This window comes from Bradyrhizobium sp. Ash2021, assembly GCF_031202265.1.
Lineage (GTDB): Bacteria > Pseudomonadota > Alphaproteobacteria > Rhizobiales > Xanthobacteraceae > Bradyrhizobium.
Genome location: NZ_CP100604.1, coordinates 6,806,997 through 6,829,605 on the forward strand (window position 1 = coordinate 6,806,997; position 22,609 = coordinate 6,829,605).

At 58.4% G+C, this 22,609-nt stretch carries 29 protein-coding genes and 5 pseudogenes; 10 read left to right on the forward strand and 24 right to left on the reverse strand.

All coding sequences use genetic code 11. From position 1 onward, the window contains the following. Window positions 1–161 precede the first annotated feature (161 nt). The 10 genes and pseudogenes from NL528_RS32880 to NL528_RS32920 all read right to left on the reverse strand — a co-directional run. Window positions 162–302, reverse strand: a pseudogene (locus NL528_RS32880) (lactoylglutathione lyase); the annotation flags it as partial. A 37-nt stretch (window positions 303–339) separates the two neighbouring features. After that, on the reverse strand, window positions 340–1,623 hold the full coding sequence (locus NL528_RS32885) for an IS256 family transposase (RefSeq protein ID WP_309176990.1): 1,284 nt from the start codon (window positions 1,621–1,623) through the stop codon (window positions 340–342). A gap of 99 nt (window positions 1,624–1,722) precedes the next feature. Next, window positions 1,723–1,983: pseudogene (locus tag NL528_RS32890) on the reverse strand (VOC family protein); the annotation flags it as partial. Between the two features lie 122 nt (window positions 1,984–2,105). Next, complete coding sequence (locus tag NL528_RS32895) at window positions 2,106–2,399, reverse strand: ribbon-helix-helix domain-containing protein (RefSeq protein ID WP_309185103.1); 294 nt, start codon at window positions 2,397–2,399, stop codon at window positions 2,106–2,108. 146 nt (window positions 2,400–2,545) lie between these two features. Continuing rightward, window positions 2,546–2,836, reverse strand: coding sequence for a DUF1330 domain-containing protein (locus NL528_RS32900; protein ID WP_309178519.1), 291 nt, complete (start codon window positions 2,834–2,836; stop codon window positions 2,546–2,548). A 93-nt stretch (window positions 2,837–2,929) separates the two neighbouring features. Beyond that, window positions 2,930–3,625 (reverse strand): glutathione S-transferase family protein, encoded by a 696-nt coding sequence (locus tag NL528_RS32905; protein WP_309178520.1) that lies wholly within the window; start codon window positions 3,623–3,625, stop codon window positions 2,930–2,932. Window positions 3,626–3,791: 166 nt separating this feature from the next. Continuing rightward, window positions 3,792–4,469 carry a glutathione binding-like protein gene (locus tag NL528_RS32910; RefSeq protein WP_309178521.1) on the reverse strand — a complete coding sequence of 226 codons (678 nt, stop codon included), beginning with the start codon at window positions 4,467–4,469 and terminating at the stop codon, window positions 3,792–3,794. Window positions 4,470–4,639: 170 nt separating this feature from the next. Continuing rightward, entirely contained in the window at window positions 4,640–4,720 is an 81-nt protein-coding gene (gene pqqA, locus NL528_RS32915; RefSeq protein ID WP_074277548.1) for a pyrroloquinoline quinone precursor peptide PqqA, read from the reverse strand. Window positions 4,721–4,815: 95 nt separating this feature from the next. Continuing rightward, on the reverse strand, window positions 4,816–5,247 hold the full coding sequence (locus NL528_RS47305; protein WP_375143919.1) for a c-type cytochrome: 432 nt from the start codon (window positions 5,245–5,247) through the stop codon (window positions 4,816–4,818). Window positions 5,248–5,328: 81 nt separating this feature from the next. After that, window positions 5,329–6,996, reverse strand: a complete 1,668-nt coding sequence (locus NL528_RS32920) for a PQQ-binding-like beta-propeller repeat protein (protein ID WP_309178522.1) — start codon at window positions 6,994–6,996, stop codon at window positions 5,329–5,331. 466 nt (window positions 6,997–7,462) lie between these two features. Between NL528_RS32920 and NL528_RS32925 the strand changes: the two genes are divergently transcribed. The 3 genes from NL528_RS32925 to NL528_RS32935 all read left to right on the forward strand — a co-directional run bounded on the left by NL528_RS32925 (window position 7,463) and on the right by NL528_RS32935 (window position 9,398). Beyond that, window positions 7,463–8,092 carry a glutathione binding-like protein gene (locus tag NL528_RS32925; protein WP_309178523.1) on the forward strand — a complete coding sequence of 210 codons (630 nt, stop codon included), beginning with the start codon at window positions 7,463–7,465 and terminating at the stop codon, window positions 8,090–8,092. A 139-nt stretch (window positions 8,093–8,231) separates the two neighbouring features. After that, window positions 8,232–8,927, forward strand: a complete 696-nt coding sequence (locus tag NL528_RS32930) for a glutathione S-transferase N-terminal domain-containing protein (RefSeq protein WP_309178524.1) — start codon at window positions 8,232–8,234, stop codon at window positions 8,925–8,927. Between the two features lie 75 nt (window positions 8,928–9,002). Continuing rightward, entirely contained in the window at window positions 9,003–9,398 is a 396-nt protein-coding gene (locus NL528_RS32935) for a VOC family protein (protein ID WP_309185104.1), read from the forward strand. Here the strand turns inward: NL528_RS32935 and NL528_RS32940 are convergent. The 7 genes from NL528_RS32940 to NL528_RS32970 form a co-directional block, all read right to left on the reverse strand. Continuing rightward, the gene (locus NL528_RS32940; RefSeq protein ID WP_309178525.1) at window positions 9,389–9,997 is read right to left on the reverse strand and encodes a helix-turn-helix domain-containing protein; all 609 of its coding nucleotides are present in this window, start codon (window positions 9,995–9,997) and stop codon (window positions 9,389–9,391) included. The two genes, NL528_RS32935 and NL528_RS32940, sit on opposite strands and share 10 nt — an antisense overlap. Window positions 9,998–10,178: 181 nt before the next feature. After that, window positions 10,179–10,604, reverse strand: coding sequence for a hypothetical protein (locus NL528_RS32945; protein WP_375143920.1), 426 nt, complete (start codon window positions 10,602–10,604; stop codon window positions 10,179–10,181). A 103-nt stretch (window positions 10,605–10,707) separates the two neighbouring features. Then, a complete protein-coding gene (locus tag NL528_RS32950; protein WP_309178526.1) occupies window positions 10,708–11,781 on the reverse strand; it encodes an integrase core domain-containing protein in 1,074 nt (357 codons plus the stop codon). A gap of 267 nt (window positions 11,782–12,048) precedes the next feature. Further along, the gene (locus NL528_RS32955; protein WP_309178527.1) at window positions 12,049–12,207 is read right to left on the reverse strand and encodes a hypothetical protein; all 159 of its coding nucleotides are present in this window, start codon (window positions 12,205–12,207) and stop codon (window positions 12,049–12,051) included. Further along, entirely contained in the window at window positions 12,204–12,383 is a 180-nt protein-coding gene (locus NL528_RS32960) for a hypothetical protein (RefSeq protein WP_309178528.1), read from the reverse strand. The genes NL528_RS32955 and NL528_RS32960 overlap by 4 nt, the downstream gene beginning before the upstream one ends. A gap of 45 nt (window positions 12,384–12,428) precedes the next feature. Continuing rightward, window positions 12,429–12,599, reverse strand: coding sequence for a hypothetical protein (locus NL528_RS32965; RefSeq protein ID WP_154070762.1), 171 nt, complete (start codon window positions 12,597–12,599; stop codon window positions 12,429–12,431). Between the two features lie 1,477 nt (window positions 12,600–14,076). Continuing rightward, window positions 14,077–14,289, reverse strand: coding sequence for a hypothetical protein (locus tag NL528_RS32970; RefSeq protein ID WP_309178530.1), 213 nt, complete (start codon window positions 14,287–14,289; stop codon window positions 14,077–14,079). A gap of 19 nt (window positions 14,290–14,308) precedes the next feature. On the opposite strand from NL528_RS32970, the gene NL528_RS32975 reads away from it, so the two are divergent. Further along, window positions 14,309–15,004, forward strand: coding sequence for a hypothetical protein (locus NL528_RS32975; protein WP_309178531.1), 696 nt, complete (start codon window positions 14,309–14,311; stop codon window positions 15,002–15,004). 418 nt (window positions 15,005–15,422) lie between these two features. On the opposite strand, the pseudogene NL528_RS32980 reads toward NL528_RS32975, so the two are convergent. From NL528_RS32980 to NL528_RS33010, 7 genes and pseudogenes are all read right to left on the reverse strand, one after another. Continuing rightward, window positions 15,423–16,496, reverse strand: a pseudogene (locus tag NL528_RS32980) (IS630 family transposase); the annotation flags it as partial. Window positions 16,497–16,826: 330 nt separating this feature from the next. Continuing rightward, window positions 16,827–17,072, reverse strand: a complete 246-nt coding sequence (locus NL528_RS32985; RefSeq protein ID WP_309178532.1) for a hypothetical protein — start codon at window positions 17,070–17,072, stop codon at window positions 16,827–16,829. Continuing rightward, on the reverse strand, window positions 17,053–17,316 hold the full coding sequence (locus NL528_RS32990) for a hypothetical protein (protein WP_309178533.1): 264 nt from the start codon (window positions 17,314–17,316) through the stop codon (window positions 17,053–17,055). The genes NL528_RS32985 and NL528_RS32990 overlap by 20 nt, the downstream gene beginning before the upstream one ends. Next, window positions 17,313–17,579: a hypothetical protein gene (locus tag NL528_RS32995; RefSeq protein WP_074274858.1), complete on the reverse strand. Its 267-nt coding sequence runs from the start codon at window positions 17,577–17,579 to the stop codon at window positions 17,313–17,315. Before NL528_RS32995 ends, NL528_RS32990 begins: the two co-directional genes overlap by 4 nt. A gap of 339 nt (window positions 17,580–17,918) precedes the next feature. Then, window positions 17,919–18,065, reverse strand: a complete 147-nt coding sequence (locus tag NL528_RS33000; RefSeq protein ID WP_309185105.1) for a DUF6494 family protein — start codon at window positions 18,063–18,065, stop codon at window positions 17,919–17,921. Then, a pseudogene (locus NL528_RS33005) lies at window positions 18,057–18,158 on the reverse strand (ferredoxin); the annotation flags it as partial. The pseudogene NL528_RS33005 and the gene NL528_RS33000, both read right to left, overlap by 9 nt. 38 nt (window positions 18,159–18,196) lie before the next feature. Further along, window positions 18,197–18,799 (reverse strand): MarR family transcriptional regulator, encoded by a 603-nt coding sequence (locus NL528_RS33010; protein ID WP_309178534.1) that lies wholly within the window; start codon window positions 18,797–18,799, stop codon window positions 18,197–18,199. A gap of 100 nt (window positions 18,800–18,899) precedes the next feature. Here NL528_RS33010 and rpoH point away from each other — a divergent pair. From rpoH to NL528_RS33040, 6 genes and pseudogenes are all read left to right on the forward strand, one after another. After that, window positions 18,900–19,796, forward strand: a pseudogene (rpoH, locus tag NL528_RS33015) (RNA polymerase sigma factor RpoH); the annotation flags it as partial. Between the two features lie 389 nt (window positions 19,797–20,185). Next, the gene (locus NL528_RS33020) at window positions 20,186–20,383 is read left to right on the forward strand and encodes a hypothetical protein (RefSeq protein WP_074276365.1); all 198 of its coding nucleotides are present in this window, start codon (window positions 20,186–20,188) and stop codon (window positions 20,381–20,383) included. A gap of 56 nt (window positions 20,384–20,439) precedes the next feature. After that, window positions 20,440–20,688: a hypothetical protein gene (locus NL528_RS33025; RefSeq protein WP_074276364.1), complete on the forward strand. Its 249-nt coding sequence runs from the start codon at window positions 20,440–20,442 to the stop codon at window positions 20,686–20,688. A 220-nt stretch (window positions 20,689–20,908) separates the two neighbouring features. Next, a complete protein-coding gene (locus NL528_RS33030; RefSeq protein WP_309178535.1) occupies window positions 20,909–21,268 on the forward strand; it encodes a hypothetical protein in 360 nt (119 codons plus the stop codon). 70 nt (window positions 21,269–21,338) lie between these two features. Further along, on the forward strand, window positions 21,339–21,542 hold the full coding sequence (locus tag NL528_RS33035; RefSeq protein ID WP_309178536.1) for a hypothetical protein: 204 nt from the start codon (window positions 21,339–21,341) through the stop codon (window positions 21,540–21,542). Then, window positions 21,542–22,558, forward strand: coding sequence for an integrase core domain-containing protein (locus tag NL528_RS33040; RefSeq protein WP_309178537.1), 1,017 nt, complete (start codon window positions 21,542–21,544; stop codon window positions 22,556–22,558). Before NL528_RS33035 ends, NL528_RS33040 begins: the two co-directional genes overlap by 1 nt. Window positions 22,559–22,609 lie beyond the last annotated feature (51 nt).

Below are 22,609 nucleotides of genomic sequence, written 5' to 3' on the forward strand. Positions count from 1 at the left end.
ATTCTATCATTCGATAGCCCCGATAGGGTTTCTGGTACACACAGGACCTACTCTTGTGCAATGCTGCCTCTTTGGGTTCGAACCGAGGGAGACCAACGCATAGAGGCGTCTGAGGCTAGTCGGCGCCTCGGGGCTTGGGATTGCACCACATTGTTTGGTGGTCACTGAAAGCGGCCGCCTTTCTGGATGACTTCGATCTTGTAACCGTCGGGATCGGCGACGAAAAAGAACCGCGCAAGAGTCGCGCCGTCGTGCTTGAAATCACGTAGCGGCCCGGGCCACAGCTTCTCCCGCTCGAACCGAGGAGCTATCGCCAAATTTTGGTGACGGCCGGGCCGGTCAGGCGGCGGCGGTTATGGGCTGACGGTCAGCGGGTTTAGCGATGACCTCGATCCCGTTGTTGAATGTCACACCGAGAACGAGTTTTGGCAACTGGTTGTGGCCATCGAGACGACGCCAGCTTTTCTGCGCGGCCTCGAGCAGCTTGAAGACCATCGCGAGCGCCGTCCTGTTGGACAGGCATCCCTTCGATCGGATCGTGCGGTGGCGCACGGTAGCGAAGGTGCTTTCAATGGGATTGGTCGTTCGCAGGTGTTTCCAGTGCTCGGCCGGGAAGTCGTAGAAAGCCAGCAGTGCGTCTCGATCCTTGCTCAGGCAGTCGGCCGCCTTCTCGTATTTGGGCGTGTAGCTCTCGATGAAGGCGTCGAACGCCAGTTCGGCGGCGGCCTTGGTTTCGGCCATCCAGATTTCCTGCAACGCGCGTTTGGCCTTCGGCTGCTGGCTCTTCGGCAACTTGGCGAGTACGTTGGCGGTCTTGTGCACCCAGCAGCGCTGCTCGCGCGTTTTCGGCCAGACCTCACCGGCGGCCTTCCAGAACCCGAGCGCGCCATCGGCGATGGTAAGCCGCGGCGGCACGTCGAGCCCCCGCCGCTTCAGATCGAGCAGCAGATCGCGCCAGTCCTGCGCGCTCTCGCGGGCGCCATCGGTGAAGCCGACCAGTTCCTTGCGGCCTTCCGGCGTCGCGCCGATCAGCACCAGGATGCACTGCTTTTCGTCTTCGAGGCGTGCCTGGAGATGGATGCCATCGGCCCAGATGTAGACGTAACGTTTCGCCGACAGATCGCGCCTCTGCCACGCGGTGTGTTCGTCAAGCCAGCCGTCCTTCAGGCGGCCGATGGCGGATGCCGACAATCCGGCAGCATCCTTGCCGAGCAGTGCTGCCAGCGCCTCGGAGAAGTCGCCGGTCGAGATACCCTTCAGGTAAAGGATCGGCAGCAGCGTCTCGATCGATTTAGAGCGGCGCATATAGGGCGGCAGGATCGAGGGCGAGAACCGGATGCGGTCGGGGTCGGTAGCGTCCGCCTCGCGATCGCGCACACGCGGCTGGCGGACGGCGACCGGACCGATACCGGTCATCACCTCGCGCTCCGGCAGGTGACCGTGGCGCACGACCCGCTGGTGGCCGTCTGCGGTCTTCAAATCGGCATGCTTGCCGAGAAAGTCCGCGACCTCGGCCTCGACCGCCTGGGCCAACAGAACACGTGCCCCAGTACGCAGGATTTCCGTGAGTTGATCGTCGACGTTTGCTGGCTGAATCAGCTTGATGATGTTATCGTTGGACACGGCATATCGCTCCTTTGGTGGAGAAGTGGAGGCGTCAAGCACCCCCACGATATGCCGCCTTCCCGATTCCCGCCGTCACCAACTTTCAGCGATAGCTCCGAACCGAGCATGTTCAGCGTCTACATTGTCGACGACGACAGCGAGATGCCCGTATCCATCGCCGAGCGCATAAGGCTCTCTGCTATCAAAATTTACGGTGAGCTCGACTTCGAACGATGATGACGGGTGGCGCAAGTAAACAAGCGCAAAACTGGAAAAGACGAAGCGCTCGCCGACCGAAAGTCCGAACGCGCGCGCGTAGAAGTCAAGCGACCTTGCTTCATCTAAGACGCGGATCATGGAGTGAACAGGCTTTGCCATTTAGCGGTTCCTCGAGGTAGGTGATGAAAGTCGGCGGTTTCGTTAGCCGCGCATCGTTCCACACAAAGCCGGCCAAACGAAATCGACGTACCAATAAGAGTTGGACTCTGAGGCGGCTCCGACTAAGCGCTGTCAAGACTGTAGAGCTTACCGCTTGCGGATGTGGACCTGTAGATCAGGCAGCGACACCGCAGCATAGAGGCGAAATTTTCGACTTCCCCTTGATGCTTCAAAATCTCGTCATGGAGGATGGTGAGAAATTGTGCTAGGCCGGTATCTTCCTTAGCTGCCATCTCCTCCAAAGTATCCCAAAACGATAGCTCCATGCGGATTGAGGTGGGATGCCCGCTAATGCGTAGGGAACGCGTCTGTGGTTCGTAGTTTCTTTGAGGCTGATGAGAGTACAACCGACATATGATAGTTCCTCTGAACTCAATTCTTTTCAGATTGTTCGGGTCACAACGTGTCATCAGCGACATGGCCTGTACATCCGCATAGCGAGACCTAAGCCTTATGATCATTTCCTCCTGATCATCGTTGTCTGCCCGCTAAAGCGGGCTGCTCACCGTGTACCCTGGACAATGAAAGTCTGATACTTCGCCCCCCGAAAGCGGTGTTGCACAGCGTCCTGGTATGCCGGGCTGTCGTACCAAGCCTCAGCCTCCTCAAAGGTCGGGAACGCCAGGATAACCGCGCCCTCGATAGGACTGCCATCCATTACGCGAAACCGTCCGTATACTGCCAAGGGCGTAACGCTATGACCGGCCAGGGATGGCCCCGACTTCTCACCGTACGTCTTCATCTCCTGTGGATTGCTGATCGAGTCTCGAATTGCGACGAAATAGGCGGTCATCTGTGTCATCTCTCTCTTGTTATGACAATGTGTTCAGTCGCTTGCCAATGCAATGGAAGTCTCTCGGGGCAACGTCACAGCCTCAGCTTGAACCTATCTACCTAGAATCGACTGCACGTCCTTAACAAAGACTCCGGCGCTTTCTGCATCCGATTTGTTGTAGTTGGTTTCGTGCGGAATTCGCACGCCTTTGGCGCAGCCAGGGCGTTGTTCGATAGCTGCCATCCAACGATTCAGATTCGGTAAATCGTCAGCGGCTACCCCTGCCCAGTTATGGATCCGGCACCAACTCCAGTTAGCGATGTCCGCAATTGAGAAGTCCGCCGCGAGCCACTCGTTGTCCGCCAGACGTTGGTCGAGAACGCCATACAATCGCCTGACCTCGTTCTGGTAGCGTGCGATAGCACCGGGCAGGCGCTCGGGGAAGTAGCGAAAGAAGACGTTTGCTTGACCTTGCATCGGTCCCACGCCGCCCATCTGAAACATCAACCACTGGATCACGCGCGAGCGGGCTTTGAACTCTGTCGGCAAAAGTCGACCTGCCTTCTCGGCGAGATAGATCATGATAGCGCCAGACTCGAACACCGCAAAATCTCCTGCCTCATGGTCGACTATGGCGGGAATCTTTTCGTTGGGGTTCAACCTCGAAAACTCGGGTGTCTTATGTTGCCTCTTCATTATGTCCAGGGGATACGGCGTATACGGAATTTGAAGCTCTTCGAGGGTACAGGATGCCTTCCACCCATTCGGAGTGGCCCAGGTGTACAGATCGATGCCCGACGCGCTCATGGGCTCTCCTTAACGGTGAATCGTTACGGTAATGCAAGGTCATATCTGGTGGGTCGTGCGGATTGATCGCGACCGCTTGATGCGGTCGCGTATCCAGTCGTGGTTGGTCCTTCCGACCGTTAGGACACCGCGGAACGAGGTTTAAGGACTCTCCCGCGGTGTCCTATTAAGCCGCGATCGGGATTGGAGAACCGTCCGGCATATGCGTCGGGACACTCTTTTTCACGCTCTCACGCTGTAGCATCTCGTCGAACCAGCGCTTCGTGTGGGGGCAATCATCCGGAATCTGCATCTCAAGCGCGTGACCGAAATCGACGACGCAGACAGCAGTGATGTCTGCTACGGAGAACTTGTCTCCCGCCACGAACTTGTTGCTCGCGAGCTGTTCGTTGAATTTTTTATGGAAACGCGCGACGCGCTGCTTGCCGCGCTCGATCAGTGCCGGTATCTGCGGCACAGGTCCTAAGTGACCCGGAAGTCCCCGGTCAACAAACTGGGGATGAGAGTTGCGGAAGATCTCAGCATGGCCGATTATGCCCTCGTCGTAAGCGCGGCGTTCCCACCCGCTAATGACAGCCTTTTCCAGAGGCGTGGTCCCCAAGAGCGGCGGATTCGGGTGGAGCGCCTCAAGATATATCCAGATCGCAAGGGCTTCACCGAGCTGAACACCGTTGTCTAGTTCGAGCATCGGCACCATGGCATGCTTATACTTCGAGAGAAAGGGATCCTTCAGAGCGATATCCGGAGTAATGCACTCCTCTTTCGGAATTTCGATCCCCTTTTCTATCAAAAACATTCGCACGCGTCGACAGTTCGGTGCGAAATCCCATTCGTACAGTTTCATAGCTTCCTCCTATCTGGTGTCTATCGCTGCACCGTCAGCCGAACGCTTGTTTCGCCTGATGTGCGTCTGATGGCCATGTCCGCCAAGCTCGCACTTCCTAACCCGGCTCCAGCAATGAGAAAACAATGTATAGCTCAAGCGCTGGAGCCGGGCAGGTCGTTGCGGGTCGCTTACTTGCGTGTTGCGCAGGCGTACATGTTGATCTCCATGCCAACCGACACTTCAACGATCTTCGGTGTTTTCCAGGTCATTGATCTTCCTCCAAGGTTACGTATTTCGCCGTTCGAGATTGGGCTGCGAGGTGACGTCGGATTGCTTCTCTGGCCTCGCTGCGATGCAATGGGCATTACTTGCAGTTCGGCAAGTTCCGAAGCGAAAGGATGTAGGCGGCAAGCCTCCATCGATCGGGCTCGGCGATCGAACCGTTCCACGACGGCATGAACAAGCCCGCCGAGTCGCGTCCCTCTGTGATGGTCTGGTAGACGGTGGCAGCCGTTAGATCGTCGCGGCACTGCAAGGGTTTGCCGCGGCCGCCAACTCCTCGAGCCCCGTGGCAGTAGGTGCAGTTGAGCCCAAAGAGCTTCTGCCCGTCCGCCACAGAGCCGGGTGTTGCGATTATGTCTTGGCCTGCCTGAGGCAGATCTGGTTCATCCGACGCTGCGGCGACGGAAGTTTGCGGCAAGAGCGCCGCTAACGCGAGACCCATCCCGATCACAACGCCAAGGCTTCGCGATTTCCGCCCGCGGCGGGGCGGCAACATTCGGAACCGGTACGACATGCTCTGTTTCCGTTATGCTCAATAGTTGGAATAGTGAGGGGCGAGAGAGCGAACTCTCACCCCCGCCGCTTAGGCACAAACTCAGTGTCCGAGCTTCAAAGCCATCAACACAGCACCACTCGGCAGACCGCCCATGGAGGGAAATGCTCCAACAGCGAAGTTGGGAGCGAGACCGCCGAGACCGCTCCCGACCAGGATGTACTGCTCGCCGTCGACCTCGTAGCTTACGGGGCCCGATCGGATTCCGGAACCAGCGGCGAGCTTCCACAACTCCTTGCCGGTCGCTGCGTCATAAGCATAGAAATTGCCGAGCGCGTCGCCGTTAAACACAAGGCCTCCTCCTGTCGTAAGCACCGGCGAAATGCCGGGGACCTTCTTGTATTCGACCGACCATTTGACCTCTCCGGTGAACGGATCTCGTGCGTCGAGCCGGGCCGAGGGTCCGTCGGCAGGGGCGACGATCTCGAATTCGGGTGCGCCGAAGTACATGGCGGCGAGACCGACCTCAGCAGGGTTCTGATCTCCAGACTTCACATTGGCACAGACCTCCCACCCATTGGAGTACCAGAGCCTGGTGTTCGGATTGTAGGCGGCGTGCTGCCAGCTGCGAGCGCCGAGCGGAGATGGGCACTCCAAGCTTGTTTTCGTCGTCACTGCTTCGTGACGCCCGATCAGCGCGCCGGTCTTTGGATCAACGTTATCGACCCACGTAACGTTCTTAGCGAACCTCCAAACCTTCTCGACCTTACCGGTCTCTTTATCCAGGACGGTGACGAAGCCACCCTTGTTCAAGTGAACGAGCTTGTCTTTGCCGCTTTGGTTTATCGTCATGATCTCATACGTGGAGTCGTGGTCCCAAGCGTCATTGGGTACTTCCTGATGGTACCACTTTAGCTTCCCCGTCTTGGCGTCGAGAGCCAAGATCGAGTCGGTATAAAGATTGTCGCCCCTCCGACCCTCCGGATAGTAGTCAGGCGCAGCGTTGCCCGTACCGATGTAGATGGTGCCCGTTTTCTCGTCGTATACGCCCGCGCCCCAGCTTCCGCCGCCGCCGAATTTGCCGGTGTCGCCCGGCCAGCTTTTCTGATCGTTCTTGAGGATGTCGAAGGTCCACTCCAGTTTGCCGGTGAGAGCGTTTACCCCGTAGATCTTCGCCGAAATGGGTGAATCACCACCAGTGTGACCGGAGAAGAGAATGTCTCCGGCGAGCTGCGGTGCGACCGAGAAATTGCAGCCCCAGCAGTTTTTGAAGTCTGTGATCTGCGTCTGCCAGCGTTCCTTGCCGGTCTTTTGGTCGACCGCGACATAGCGCCCGTCGGCAGTGCCGATGTAGACCATCCCGTGGCCGACCGTGACGCCTCGGTTCCGCATGGCCCAGAAGGTCTGCTTGATCATCGGGTTGAGCTTCGGCTGGTAGTGCCAGATCGTCTCCCCAGTTTTGCCGTTTACCGCGAAGACATTGTTGTTAGCCGCGATGTAGTAGATGACGCCGTTGACCACAATTGGTGTCGACTGAAGCCCGTCCTGAATATCGCCAGGCTGATGTAGCCAGGCGACCTTTAGATCTTTGACGTTCACTGTGGTGATTTGCTTGAGCGGACTGTAACGCCAGCCGGAATTGTCGCGATAATACGAGGGCCAATCCGCCGGATTGTCCTCAGCAGCAACGGTTTTTCCCATCATTGTCGTGACGGCAACACCAATGCCGACTGCGAGCGCGAATCTCGCGCCGATCCAGGTCCTTTTCATGTTTCCTCCTTGGCCGGCGGTTGCGTCGCTGGCCGCTGTTTTCGTTGATCTTATTTCCATCGGCGACGCCGACGCATCGAGCGGTCGATTGAATACGCGGAGAAGCGGATGCCCGCCGATCCCGCGCTGCCAAAATTAGGAACTATGGAGTTCCTTTTGTCAATCGAAAATGTGGCTACAAACTCAAAAATAGCTTGACCGTCGGTACATCACGCTTCATTGTTAGGAACTACAAGGTTCCAAACGTGCGACTTTGGTCAACGTTGACTTGCCTAGCGAAGGAAAGAGTCGCTGTCCCGTCGAGAAGGTGATTCCCGCCGTAATGAGGGAAGGCCTATTAGAAAATCCGCGCACCGTTTCGCTCACGAGACCGAAACGTGTTTTCCTGGGGAGATCGAAAACCATGAAGCTCAAATCAATGAAACTCTATGATTGGGACTTCGCGCCGAATGCTCGCCGCGTTCGAATGTTCCTGATCGAGAAGGACTTGGAAATCGAACGGGTGGAGTGCATTACTCCGAAAATCGCGTTGAATGAGTCCTTCGAGGCGCGCTATCGGCACTACATGGTGCCGATGCTGGAATTGGAGGACGGCACTCAGATCGGCGAAGCGCTCGCCATTTGGACTTACCTCGAAGCGCTCCATTCGCAGCCTGCGCTGATGGGGAGAACGGCACTTGAGAAGGCAACGATCAGCGCCTGGGAGCGCCGCGCTTATGACGAGGGCCTTATCGGCCACGCCGAGATATTCCGGAACTCCCATCTCAATTTCGTCGACCGTGGCCTTCCCGGCTACCACGCGAAGATCCCGCAGATCTCCGCGCTGATCGAGCGCGGCAAGATGCGCGTCGCTCACTTCCACCAGAAGTTCAACACCCAACTCGCCAACAACAGGTTCGTCGCCGGCGATACGTTCTCGGTCGCTGACATCACAACCATCGTCACTGTCGACTTCGGGCTTGCCCTCAATATGCCTATTCCGGACAATGCCCCGCATGTCCAGCGTTGGTACGACGAGATGCAGAAACGGCCCAGCGTGCGCGACAGCGTGCCGAAGCACGCGCCTGACGGAACGCCGCTGCCGGTTGCCGCTTAGCTGCTCAGGACTCGCGGACGAGAGTCGCACCCGCATGCGGTTGCCACTCTCCCCGCGGGCTTTTCCTTCCGCGCCGTCAAGGGACGAGACACGTCTTTGGCCGCACGGTACTAATGCGACCTGAAACAGGAAAACCCGAATGAATGAGCCAGCAATCAATCTCTACACTTGGGCGACGCCCAACGGGTGGAAGGCATCGTGCACGCTTGAGGAACTGGCAATCCCCTATGACGTCGTGCCAATCGACATCATGAAGGGCGAGCAGAAGACGTTGTTCTATCTGGCGCTCAATCCGAATGGACGCATCCCGGTCATCGTCGATCGCTCGGCGGGAGACTTCGCGATCTTCGAATCAGGTGCGATCATGATCTATCTTGCGGAGATGGCGGGCCGGCTCCTTCCGACCGAAGCCAAAGCGCGGTCGCGCGTCCTTCAGTGGTTGATGTTCCAAATCGGAGGCGTGGGCCCCATGCAGGGGCAGGCCAACGTGTTCTACCGTTACTTTCCCGAGCGCCTACAGGGCGCCATTGATCGCTACCAGAACGAGGTACAGCGCCTCTATCGCGTTCTCGATGTCCAATTGGCCAGGCATGAATGGCTCGCCGGGGATTTCTCCATTGCCGACATTGCGAATTGGAGCTGGTGCCGGATTCACAATTGGGCCGGTGTGTCGGTTGACGATGTGTCGAATCTACGTCGCTGGATGGCAGCAATCGAGAAGCGCCCGGGTTGCGCCAAGGGCGTAACAGTGCCGCACGTGGTGCACTACAACATCGCCGATGAGCAGGAGACCGGCAAATTGGTCTCGAAGATCCAAGGAATCGTCGGACGCTGATTGGACCGGAAAGATCAATGGCCGATTGCCGATCGGGCCGGGAGAAACTTCGATAACTGCAAAAAAGATTTGACGATGGCCAAGATAATTCATGTGATGATCCGAGTCATCAAGATCGAACGCGCGATCGATTTCTACAACAAGGCGTTCGGCCTGAAGATCGTTGGTCATTTTGATTTCGATGATTTCGAGCTAGTGTACCTGCGTAATCCGGAGGATGATTTCGAAGTCGAGCTGACGCTCAACAAAGGGCGTGCGACTCCGTACTCCCACGGCGATGGATTCGGTCATCTTGCCGTATGTGTGGATAATTGTGGTGCCGAGCGCGACCGGCTTAAGGGACTCGGGTTTGAGCCCGGAGAGGTCAAGGAATTCCTCCGTGACGGTAAGCTGATGGCGCGGTTCTTTTTCATTCAAGACCCCGACGGATACAAGATCGAGGTCTTGGAGCGGCACGGCCGCTATTGGTGACGCTTAGGGCGGCTGTTTTCCAGCATGCCGACGACCATATCGCGAGCACGTCGCATGGACGCTGCATCCTTCGTGGACGTCGACAGAACAACCATGCCCTGCAGCGTCACCATCATCAGAGACGCCAGGGCCTTGACGTCGATATCTTGATTAAGCTCACCCTTATCCCTCGCCCAGCTCAGTCGAAATTCCATCGCCTGTTGCATGCCAGCAAGGCCCTCGGATGCCTCCGTGGCCAGCACGCTGTCGGAGGCGCTTAGTTCACGAATCACGTTCGTTGCCAGGCAGCCGCAAGGCCGCTTCGCGTCGTTGTTGACGCTCTCAATCAGCAAATCGAGGAGGTGCGCATAGGTTTCGATCAGAGGCCGATCGACCATGCGCAGGAAAATCGCCTTGTAGGAGTCGCGGACCATATAATGGTCGAGGCATTTCTTGAACAAATCGCGTTTGTTGTCGAATGCCTTGTAAAGGCTGCCCTTGGTGAGCCCTGTTGCAGTCTCGATGTCGTCGATGGACGTGTTCTGATAACCCCGCCGCCAGAACAGGTGCGTGGCCTTTCTTACAACATCGTCATAGTCGAATTCGCGGGGACGGGCCACGTTTTATAAGTCCTTATGGGCTAACATCGTTCTGAGTGAAATATTCCGACAAACGGCGGAATTCAAGATGGGCGGCCTCAAGAATTAGCGCATGACCTCGAGACCTGGAGATGAGAAGGGAGGTCGAGACCAGAAGGGCGCGCGCTCGACGGAAACTTACACTTCGTGTCCGCCCAGGGATTTACAGACAATCAGGCAATCCAAGCGCGATGGACGTGCTAAACTGCTGAAGCGCCTCGCTCTCTTCCGAACGGCGGGTGTGGGTGGGAAGAAGGCCGGCGATCTTTGCCAGCATCGGCAGGATCGCGGCGGGCGAATCGGCATGCGCACGCATGGCCGGACCGAACTTGCGAAGGAACAGGACAGTGGCTGCTTCACAGGCGTCGTAGGCCGTCTTCCAGTCCCATCCCCCATCAGAGTCGGAGGTGCCAAAGGCGTTTTCCATCGCTGTGCGCAGCATCGGCGCAACGACGCACTGACCGCGCTCTAGATGCAGAAGAAGATGTTGCGCGGCGCTAGCGATCGCGCCGGCCTTGTTCAGAGAACTGGGTGTAACGGGAAGCGGCGCGGCCGCAACGGCGGCCACGGCTGCGGGAATGATCGTCATGGGGGGGAGCCTCAGAGAGCGGGGAAGGATCTAGCCGCAGGGCGCTCTCTCGACCGCGCCGGCTCAAACCCATCCCGGCCCGCCTCTCCCTCTTACAAGGACGCTAACGCTGACTGACCGCCAAGAAAATGCAGACCGAGTGGCCGCGCACCACGGAAGTGAAAGGAAACAGCCCCGTGTGTAGCGAAAACCTAACCCGGACGTAGTGATGATGAAGTCCGCCCAAGATTGGGCGACAAAGAATGTATCCGGCGCGATCGACGGCGCGCGAGACCGGCGCATCTTTCTCCAGGGATAGATGCGTGCGGGTCGCATTGTAATAGTTCATGTAACAGAGCAGCAGGTGACGAAGGTGGCGCTCGCTGAATACAATGACGTGGTCAAGGCATTCCCTGCGGATCGAACCGATCAGCCTTTCAGCATATCCATTTTGCCAAGGGGAGCGTGGCGACGTCGGTCGATCGCGGATGCCTATCGATCGGAGTCTGCGAATAAGGATCTCCCCATAGGCCCCGTCCCGGTCACGAATGAAACAGCGGGGAGCCTGTTCCCACCCGCATGCTTCCGTGACCTGATTTGCGATCCATTCTGCGGTTGGATGCGTTGTGACACCAAACCACAGAATATGTCGCCGGCCGTGTCCCATGATCAGCATTCCATAGAGCAGGCGAAACGAGATTGTCGGCACGACGAACATATCCATCGCAGCGATCCCGTCAGCGTGGTTGCGGATGAATGTCCTCCAGCCCTGGGACGGCGGGTCTCGTCGCCTGACCATGTACTTGGCCACGCTGGTTTGTCCGATTACGATGCCGAGCTTGAGGAGTTCTCCATGGATTCGAGGCGCTCCCCACAGAGGATTGGCAATGCTCATCTCGCGGACCAGCCGTCGTATTTCGATCGCAACCGTCGGTCGGCCGGAACGAAGTCGTGATTTCCGGCGCCAGTAAGATCTGAACCCGGCACGATGCCAACGGACGACAGTCTCCGGCTTCACAATCGTCAGCGCATTGAGGGTACTTGGCGCCAAACGAGACAGCCCAACAAAGATGAGGCGATCCATGGCACTGAAAGTCAGTCTCTTTGGCAGGTGCCGTCGCTGGATGTTAAGCTGATGACGAAGGATCAGGATCTCAGCTTCCAACGAGGCCCGCGACTGGAACAATAGCACCAGCACCGTCCAGACCAGGCTGCAAGCTTCTCTCATAAGCCAGAAACATCGCGCGATTCGGCCTCACTTGCCAGCCGGATTAGGTTTCCGACAGGGACAACTGCGTAGCCTATGGCGACCAAGATGAGAAAAGCCCCATCCCAGAGGGGCTGGGGGCTCGAAATCTCGGATGAGGCAGAGTCTGGGGTCAGCGCCGACGACTGCGCGTCGTTGAAGGCAACTGCGTCCGTGATTCGGGCTGCCTTAGGGCAAGACACATAAGAGGCACCCGGCCTAGTCCGCGTCGCGTTGCGAGTTTTCTTTCGGTCCAACTTTTGGATTCGGTTCCGTGTTCTTTCGCAGCGCGTAACCGATAAAACCGAGCACCACCAGGACGGCTCCGGCTACCATCAACCAGTGCGGATATTGCAGGGCCGAGAGAGCGTCTATCATTTCCCCTTCGCCTTGAGCCCGCGCGTAATAATATTTTTCAGCGTGTCTATGCGGGTCTGAAAGCTTCCGATCTGTTGAAAAGCTTTGTGCCGCTCCTCACCCGGCGGAAGTTCACGAGCAAGCGCCAACAGCTTTGCTGCGATTTCTTCTAACTCCCGCAGCCGCTCCGCATTCATTTGACCTTCGCCTTCAGCCCGAGCTCGACCAGCGGGGGGCATTCGTTAATATGTCAGCGGCAGCACTCGTTGCACAATCGCGCCGAGGCAAACGAGCACCACGAGCAACTTGAGCAGATTTGCTAGTCGACCGTCGGTGGCGAACTTGTCGATGGCCCAAAAGCAGATTGCGCCGACGACGACGATAATTAAAACCCCTATCAAAACTGAAATCATGGCGCCCTCGTTATGCTGTCGAACTTTATTTCGTCTTTCCCCGGCAATCGCACGGTGCGCCACGCTGGCGCGGCCGGGGAATCGTTTAAGCTGAGCCGGGCCGCGTAAATGTCAGAACCCTGCAAACCAGGATTTTTGTTTCATGGGCGATCAATCGAGATACGAGCGTCCACCAGGACCTAATCGCCACTCTCGGAGCGGGCGTATCTTCGTCCTCACGTTGCTAGCCGTCGCCTTAATCGTACCTTTGGGCGTTTACGAAACTATTCCTGTGAAGCAGCACAAAGTGACCGCACCACCACCAGATCCGACTGCTCAGGCGATCCATGACCTGCAGGCGTCCCTACAGCAGGCCGTCGGTCAACTGGGGGCCCTTCAACAAACGGTCTCATCCGATCGGGCCGAGGTGAAGCGGTTGTCCGACGACGTCACAGCGCTGAGCGCCAAAATCGAAGTCCTACAACAATCGTTCGCGAGTACTCAGCAGGCTCCTGTAGTTCAGCCAACAGAGCCCCCAAGGCAGAAGCGCGCGACGGCCCGATAACCGATAACGGATCACCCGGCCCCACCACCGGCTTAAGAGGGTCGCTGGTGCGGGTTCGGCTTGCAGGCTGTCATGGTGCCGGTCGATCCCTTCTATCGCACGTTGCGCCAGCGCTGATTCCTCGAAACGCCATTTTGGATGGACCTTTAAAGACCCGCGCGCGTTGAGGCCTTTGACCCGGGGGCGACAGCAAACCCGGAGCTTTGGTTATGTGCGATATCCCTCTGGACCTTGAGAGAAGGTTCGAGCGGCGGTGGGCGGCCAGATTTTCCGGCCCGGCCAAAGAGCATCGCCTTGAAGGGCAGCAGCAGCATCAACGGGTCACCACGCCCGACAAAAGCAAAAACCCGCCGGCGTGGAACCGGCGGGCTCGCGAGCGCGGACCTGAACCCGCGCCCCTCGTTAGCGTTACCGCTTGAGCCGTCTTGAATGAGCGGCCAGCCGCTGCCGGTTCCGGGTTTTCATCGATCGGCGCCGGCGCATGGGCGAGTCCCGCAGCTAAGCCGGAGGTCGGCTGGCAAGGATGAGCCGCCTGGATTCGGCGATAAGCTGCCGCCAGCCCGGTCCTCCGCGGTGGAATAGCTGCCCAACTTCGCCGACTGCATCCATAAGTGCATCGTCAGGCTCGTCAGGAACGCGTCCGGCCAAACGCCAATCGCTTTCGGACATTCCGTCCGGGAAGAAGTCTTCGATCCATCCGCCGCGCCATAGATGTTCTGCAACATCGCCCGCAACCCCAACCATGCACCGGTCCAATGGGCCAAGACGGTTAAGGCCGGTCACAAACTGCACGCGACCGACCCAAGTTCGTTCGTCATCGCCGGAAGGCTCGTTTGGAGCTATCCATGCAGATGCAACTGGCAGCAACGACAAGGTGGCCGGCCTCATGCACCGCTGCATGCCGGCGGTCCTGCGCAAGGGTTCTTTTCGAGCTCATGCGCCCAACAGTTCTTGCTCGATCGCCTTCAATCTTCGGCCGACAGCGCGGTCGATCGCACGCGCCTCTCTCGTGGTTATGTCTCCCTTGACGATTTCGGACATCATGCGGGCTGTGAGCGCTTGAACCTCATCAAGGTTCATCCCTTCAATCTCTGCGATCCGCCTCTCGACTTTGGGGCTCAAACTCGCGGGCTTCTCGTTTCCCATGTTGGCTCCTATTGTTCTGATGATTCTGATCCTGAACCCCGGCGGCGCCGAAACACGACACCAGCGCCGCCGAGTTGTGGATAAAGCTACCGCCGCAGCCGTCTCGCGTGTGAGGCCAGCCGCTGCCGGTTGCGCTTCCGGTGAGATCGGCGCCAGAGCGCATGCCATTCGCCGCCTGGTCGCGCTCGGGCTCAGGGTCAAGACGCCCGCGCAGCTCATCGGCAAGCCCGGCCGGAGGTTGCGCGCTCAGGAGCTCGCCACAAAGGCAATCGAAAAGATTATCGATCCCGCTGCACCGCCGGAAGAACAAGCCCAGCGCCGACGACGGCTAACCAAGGGGCCGACAGAGTTTCGCGAAGCTCGCGTGGATCAGCCGAAGGTGAAGCCCGGCAAATTCCAGCCCGAGAAAGCCGGACTCACCAGCGACTCTCTCAAGCCCGGCGAACGGCCTTCGCAAGTTCTGGTAGTTGTGGCAGACTTACTGACTGGAAAACGTGGGAGCCGGGCGCATATTGGGGGCATGGATCAAATTCTGCCCCCGGAGCTAAATGATTTGGAATTTGAGGCCCTGCGGCAGCTCGCCGCGCATCCGATCACCCATCACATTCCGTCCCGCATTCAATCCCGGCTCAAGGATATCGGCTACGCGAAGGAAGTCTTGGGCGGCATCGTCCTGACTAAGGACGGCCTACAGCGGATTTCGGAAGGCAAATGACACAAGCATCCCCCAAATCCCGGACTCACCAGCGGGCTTCCTAGAGTCATGCAGCGGCTATGTCCGCTCTCGCCCTTTTCTGGAACTATTTCTTGGAGGGCGGCGCCTTCGGTGTTGGAAGGGGTGCGGCAACGGACGGCGCCGGGATATTAGCAACCGACTGCTGGAGGGCGTCCAGCTTATCAGTAAGCGTCGCGATCTGCTCGGAAAGCTTTTTCGTTTCGGTCTGCTGAGCGACCAGCTGGTCTTGAACGACCTGCAATTGATCGACGGCCTGTTGTTGAGTTACCTCAAGCCCCTTCGTTGTCTCGAGAAGCTCGCTTGAGACTTGCTCGCGCGCTGGGGCAGACACAGCGCTGGGAGAGGGCGTGAGCACCCCACCGAAGCCCCAAACAATTGATAAGCCGCCACCTAAGTGGATCGAATCTAACAGTTGGTGCCCTCGTTTGACGGCGGCGACGATTTTGTCTGGATCTGCGGTCCAAGTGAAGGGCTTGGGATCATTGTTGGTTTGGTCGAGGAAGCGGTTGATGGCGGCCTTGAGTTCACGGACCGACCGGAAGACGCCGCGTTTGAGGCGCCGTTTGGAGAGTTTGGCAAAGAAGCCTTCGACGGCATTGAGCCACGATGACGAGGTGGGCGTGAAATGGAAGGTGAACCGCGGATGGCGATCGAGCCATTTGCGCACCTTCGGGTGTTTATGGGTCGCATAGTTGTCGAGGATGACATGGACCGCTTTTTTTGGCTGGGACTTGAGCCTCGATCTGGTTGAGAAAGCGGATGAACTCCTGATGCCGATGCTTCTGCATGCAGCGTCCGATGACCTTGCCTTCGAGCACGTCGAAGGCGGCAAACAGGGTAGTGGTGCCGTTGCGTTTGTAGTCGTGTGTCATAGTGGCGGCGCGCCCCTTCTTGAGGGGCAGGCCCGGTTGGGTGCGATCGAGCGCCTGGATTTGGCTCTTCTCGTCGACCGAGAGCACGATGGCATGCTCGGGTGGATTGACGTAAAGCCCCACCACGTCATGCAGCTTCTCGACGAAGTTGGGGTCGTTCGAGAGCTTGAATTGCCGGACGCGATGCGGCTGCAGCCCGTGCGCTCGCCAGATACGCTGAACCGAGCTGGCGCTGATGCCGGCCTCTTCGCCATCATGGTTGCGGTCCAGTGCGTGGCCTCTCCTGGCGGATCGGTCTGCGTGAGTGCCACCACGCGTGCTGCAACGTCCGCTCCGAGCGGCGGAATGCGCGAGGGGCGTGTCTTGTCGCGCAGCAGACCCTCGAAGCCCTCTTGCATAAAGCGTTCCTGCCAGCGCCAGACGCAGGTCTTGGACTTGCCGGTCTGGTGCATGATCTCATTGGTGCCGAGCCCGTCTGCACTCAACAAGACGATCTCAGCCCGCCACACCTGCTTCTGCGGCACGTTGCGATCCCGCACGAGCGCCTCCAAACGGAAACGGTCGGACGGAGTAACGATGTTCGAAATACCTGTTCGCATGCGCCAGATTCGCATGCAATCGGCTGCTCGGGAATCCCTCGGGGGATTCAAATGTCAGATTTGATCCACTAGTAGGCCACCTAGTAGGATAGACGCGGCAACCAGTGGGACTATCATTCGTTGCAGGCGGGCCCACACAGCGGCTCGGTCCTCTTGATCTCTCTGGTGAGAATACGATAGGTCGATCATGGTGGCTTCCAAGCGTCTGACTTCTCCACTACCTTGGCGCCCGCTTATCCCCCGGGCAAGCCATCGTCCAAGGAGTCCGGCTGGTCCGATGGTAATCCGTTCGCGACCTGGCGCACGATCGCAAGGATCTCCTGCACGATATCATTCCTGATAGTTCTTCTCTTCTGCTGCTTCGGGAACTGCCCGAGCAGTAGCATAGAGCCCCTTCAACGCTGCATCAGAAGCGGCTTTTCTGGCGATGAGAGCAGGAAGCGCCGCATCACTTTCTTTGAGTTCCCTTGCGGCTCGATCGAAATGACTTTGGAGCAAGTCTGACAAGTGAGCGGACGCGGGCACTCTTTCGGCCACGGCGGTCGTCACCGTATCATCAAGCAGAGCCTCCGGCATGGATAGCGTCGTACCACTGTTCGCCCATGCCCGCGGCGTATAAATTCAAGACGTAGCGCGCCTTGGCCGCTGCTTCCGGCCACGAAGCTGCGGGAGCCGACAGAAGCTGGTTTTCGAGTATCCCCTGCCGATCGCGTAGGTCCTTTGCGTTGTTCTCGACGTCTGCCAGAATTCGCCGGATGTCGGTTGCTTTTTGTTCGGCCATACCGCGGTGCTTGTCGAGATCGAGCTGCTTGTCACTCACGAGGGCGCGTTCGCGTCAATGCGCTGGGCATCGGATAGATCGATCGGACTGATGGAAACCATCTCCATCGTTGAACTGCGCGGCGCTGCCGCCGGCACCATGATCATGGTGGCAACACGGCGGAACACGGCGAATGACAATCCTTCGATCATCTCCTCATCGGTGATGACCTCGTAGGCGCCCGCAGGCAGCAGGCGATCGATGCCCTTGATCCGGAAAGGGTGTTTGAAGGTGATGGTTTCCCGCCGCGAGCGCATGGTCATGCCCGGCTGTCTTTCGCAAACAGTTCTACGCCGGTGCTCTAGTTGTGCACGCATTCACCGTGCGCTCTTTCAGCCCGATTAGCTATCTCTTTCCCGCGGGACCGGCGTCGTCAGGTCGAATAACCATCGGCTTGCCTTCCGCTTCCTCCAGCGTAAGGAGCCAATTCGGCATATATTGTGATCTACTCCCCTAAAACACCCCCGGTTTTGAGTAGAGTCCGTTCTCCCTGGAGACACTATCACGGACGTTGTCGAATCGACACCAAGGGCCAAATTGGAAATGAGCAGGATGAGTCCTCCACCAAGAGGGCAGCCCTGCCGGGGCAGCCGGGATAATCGTCAGAGCGCGACCGTTTCCTCGACTACATGTTTCAGTGGCGTCACCTCAGCGGACAGGGGCATTCGCAGTTTGAGCTTGCCACCCTTCACCTCTCCGCTACGCACCAGGTTCTCAATTTCACGCTGCGATGTAACTCTGACGAGCATGTTCTCGCGCTCGTAGAAGCAGTCCACGGGGCACACGTCGACGCAGTCTATGATTTTGCAGCGAATACAGCTCTCGTTGACAACGAAGGTCAATTAAGCGTCCTTTCAGCAGGCCGCAGCGGTGAACTCATTCATGGTGTCCGTCCGTCCTCGCGGTGCTTATTCATCGGTTGAAAATGGACGCACAGAAGATCTACGTCCTCTGGCCGAATCGGAACAGCTAGGAGCAGGCATTCAGCGGCCGACGGGCCCGTGCTCGGCAGGTTGCCGCACATCTCTCTGCCGAAGTACGTGCAGTCCTGGCAAACACCGAAGCGCCGATGGGCACCACTCGTAGCTAGAGTGGACAGCACCTGGTGCAGGGCGCGACGCATCGCAGTTCGCTCTGTCGCGTCGAGCGAATCCACAGCGCGCACCAGAACCTCGAACGGATCGCGTGATAGCGCTTTTTTGCCCTTGCTCGTCAGTCGCAGACTTACGCTTCGCCCGTCCGTCTTGAATGGCTGTCGGACCAAGTACCCACCCGCTTCAAGCGCCTTAATGGCTTGTGTTGCGGTGCCACGGGTTGTCGCTTGAAATTCCGCGAATGCCGACGGGGTCCGCGAGAACGGGTTGGCACGGGCGAAGAAGCGGAGCGCCATCCATTGGGCCGGACTGAGCTCGCCGTCATAGCCCTCAGCTTGTACGAGCCGTCCCACCTGCAGCAGGAGCTCTGCCGTTTCGCGCGCTGACATGCTTGCCTCTTCGAGATATAATAGCGTTTCGAAATTAACTTGACAACCGACTGATCGGGTGCAGATAATTTTGTTTCGAAACTAGTTTGAGGGCTTGATCATGGCCCGCAACGCGGCCCTGCCGATCCTTACGGCCGAACCCGGCCTCACCCATTATCTTGAGGAAATCCGGCGGTTCCCGATGTTGGAGCACCAGGAAGAATACATGCTAGCCAAGCGCTGGCGCGAGCACGGCGATCGCGACGCGGCGCACAAGCTGGTCACCAGCCATCTGCGGCTCGTGACCAAGATCGCCAGGGACTATCGCGGCTACGGCCTGCCGATCTCCGAGGCGATCTCCGAGGGCAATGTCGGCCTGATGCAGGCGATCGAGCGCTTCGAGCCGGAGAAGGGTTTCCGGTTCGCCACCTACGCCGTGTGGTGGATCAAGGCGGCGATCCAGCAATATATCCTGCGCTCGTGGTCGCTGGTGAAGATGGGTACCTCGGCCAACCAGAAGAAGGTGTTCTTCAACCTGCGCAAGGCCCAGAGCAAAATCTCCATCCTCGACGATGGCGATATGCGGCTGGACCAGGTGAAGATCATCGCCCGGCGGATCGGCGTCACCGAATCGGACGTGATTTACATGAACCGGCGGCTCGGCGGCGACGCCTCGCTCAACGCCGCGATCCGCGAGGACGGCGATTCCGGCGAGTGGCAAGACCGGCTGGTGGACGAATCCCCGGACCAGGAGACGACGCTCGCCGCGAGCGAGGAGTTCGATAACCGCCGCAAGACGCTGTACGATGCGCTCACCGTGCTCAACAAGCGCGAGCGGCGCATCTTCGAGACGCGTCGGCTCGCCGAGGAACAGATCACGCTCGTGGAGCTGGCTCAGGAATTCGGCGTCTCGCGCGAGCGCGTGCGCCAGATCGAGGTGAGCGCCTTCGCGAAGGTGCAGAACGCGTGCAAGGTTGCTGGGCTGGCTAGTCAACGAGCGGGCGATCGAGCCGCACATTCCCGTGTTCGACAAGTCGGCTCGCGTAGATGCGACGTTCTCGCGCGAAGCCTTCGATATCCGCCGGTTGGTCGAGCTCGGATTGACCGTACGGACCAGGGCGCGGCCTGAGCGCGAAGACCAGCAAGGTCGAGAAGACCGAAAGCAGCGCGCCCGCGAATTGGCGAGCAACGCAATCGACAAGGTGACCGACCCTTCAGCCAGCCCGGACGATTAAGCCAACCGCAAGCGCAAACTTTTCAAAGGGCCGGAGGAATTTCAGAAGGTGCGCCGCGACCGAAACCGAAAATGATCGAGGGATGCAGCCTCAAGTTCGTTGCCCCCTCAAGTCGATAGGATCGAAAGCCAGCTCTGCGCGTTGACTATTGAGCCCAAATGGGAGGTCAACAATGATTAACGACCGAGACCGACGGGCACCGACAGCTGCGGAACGCGAAGCCCGCAAGGTATTCAAAGCGGTCAGGGCGAAGGAAGCTATGACCGATTACGCCAAAGCGCAAAAAGCACTCCACGATAATCGAGAGCGCCTAAAGGCGGAACGGCTGGCGCGGGAGGCTGAAGCGGCCAATCGCACAAAAGCAGGCTGAGCGTCCATCTGGATGACCACAGAGGACCAAGTTTGGCCCCCCCGGTGGAGGGTGAAATGGCCGTGCACTTTCGCCGCGCGACAGACGATCTGGAGATCTGGAGCGCGAGCGATCGCGGCTATTCGTTCGTGATCAGCAACGAGAGCCGCAGTGGACCTGGCCTGCACGGACAGCCCGGCTTTGTTGCCTCATGGCGCCCCATCCATTTGAACAAGCCTGCCACGAGGGTGGGCGGCTCGCCATTCAATACGTTCGCTGAGGCGGAGAAGGCCTGCGAAGCTTTCCTGGAGCACCTGACCGAGTGATAGCCCGGCTTCTGTCTTTCCAACACGACCTCCCCGGCCGCTCGGAGACCATCCGGCGTTCCAGCCGTAAGGACCGTGTCAGCCGAATGAACTAGATTTGCTGGGATGGACCGCAGTTTGCTTTACTTCCGTCTCTCGTTGATCTGGGTGGCACTTGTGACCGCTGCGCTGGTCTATGCCTTCGTCGCCTAAGGGCCTACCAATCTAGCTGGAGTATCAGATGGCAGTCCGGACCTTATTGTTGGCGATTTGCGCGCTGCTTTTGAGTGAATTACCAGCTGTTTCCAAGGGCGTCAGCGTTGGGAATAAACACGATCCCTGGGACTCTCATCACATAGACGATCTACCCCCTGAGGTCCGGCATTACATCGCCGGAATCTGTAAGGGGCCGCCCGCAGCCCAGCACGACTTCGCCACCTACTCGCCACACGAAAAGCGCTGGCGAATAAACCTCGAATATCTCCAATGCAATGGCTTGGGCGAGTTTCGTCGAGGAAGCCAATGTCTGGATGTTGATTTCACAGCCGTGGGCGCTCACTTCCACCTCGCCAGAAAGGCTTACGCTGACTGCGGCTTCTGAGTGTGCGCCCATTAAGCGCACGATTGGTCCCGTAGTTCTCCTCGACGCGGCCACGCGCATGCGCTTGCGCATGTCTCGAACGGCGCAGAACATCGTCGAGATCGGCCGTGACCTGATCGCCCTAAAGGAGCGCGTCGACCATGGCGGGTTTCTGCCGTGGGTCGAGAGCCAGTTCGGGATGATCCGACCGTCCTCCACGCGCTCGCCGCTCCTGTCCCTGTCGCAAACCTATTGGCTGGCGGTTGACCGAGAATCGGGCGATGCTGATCTGTAATGAGAGATATTGTCAGGCTCATTGTCTGGGCGGTTGTCGATCTGTTTCGGTCTCGGGTAGCGATCGAGGCAGAGATTTTAGCGTTGTGGCAGCAGATCTTTGTTCTGCGACGAACCGCCCCCAAGAAACAAACCTTCGGTGCCATCGACCGATTGGTGTTCGTTGGTCTTTATCGCGTCTTCCCTCGCGTTCTTGATGCGCTTGCGATTGTTAGGCCCGGGACCGTAATCAAATGGCACCGTGCGGGCTTCCGTTTGTACTGGCGCTGGACGTCGCGACCTCGTGGTGGCCGGCCAACAGTTTCGCTGGAAATACGCAGACTGGTCCACGAGATGAGCATCGCCAACCCACTGTGGGGAGCGCCACGGATCCATGGAGAGCTGCTGAAGCTCGACATCGCGATCGGACAGACGAGCGTGGCTAAATATATGGCCAAGCGAAGAGGTCCGCCGTCCCAGGGCTGGAAGACGTTCCTCCGCAATCATGCCGACGGCATCGCCGCGATGGATATGTTCGTCGTGCCGACAATCTCGTTTCGTCTGCTCTATGGACTGCTGATCGTGGGGCACGGCCGACGACAGATCGTATGGCTCGGCGTCACAGCGCATCCGACCGCAGAATGGATTGCAAATCAGATTACGGAAGCTTTCGGCTGGGAACGGGCTCCCCACTATTTGATCCGCGATCGCGATCGGGCCTATGGCAATGTCTTCATCCGACGACTTCGATCGATGGGCATTCGCGACCGACCAACGTCGCCACGCTCCCCGTGGCAAAATGGATATGCCGAACGGCTGATCGGTTCTATCCGACGGGAATGCCTTGACCACGTTGTTGTGTTCGGAGAGCGGCACCTCCGTCACGTACCGTTGTCTTACCTGAAATATTACAATGAGGTACGCACGCATCTATCCTTGAAGAAGGACGCGCCGGTTTCTCGCGCCGTCGAACGGGCCGGAAGCATTCTTTGTCGCCCAGTTCTCGGCGGGCTACACCACCAATATGTTCGGATTTGATTTACGACAGTGACAACCGCTCCATCGCGATTAGCCCCCAGCCCAGCTGGT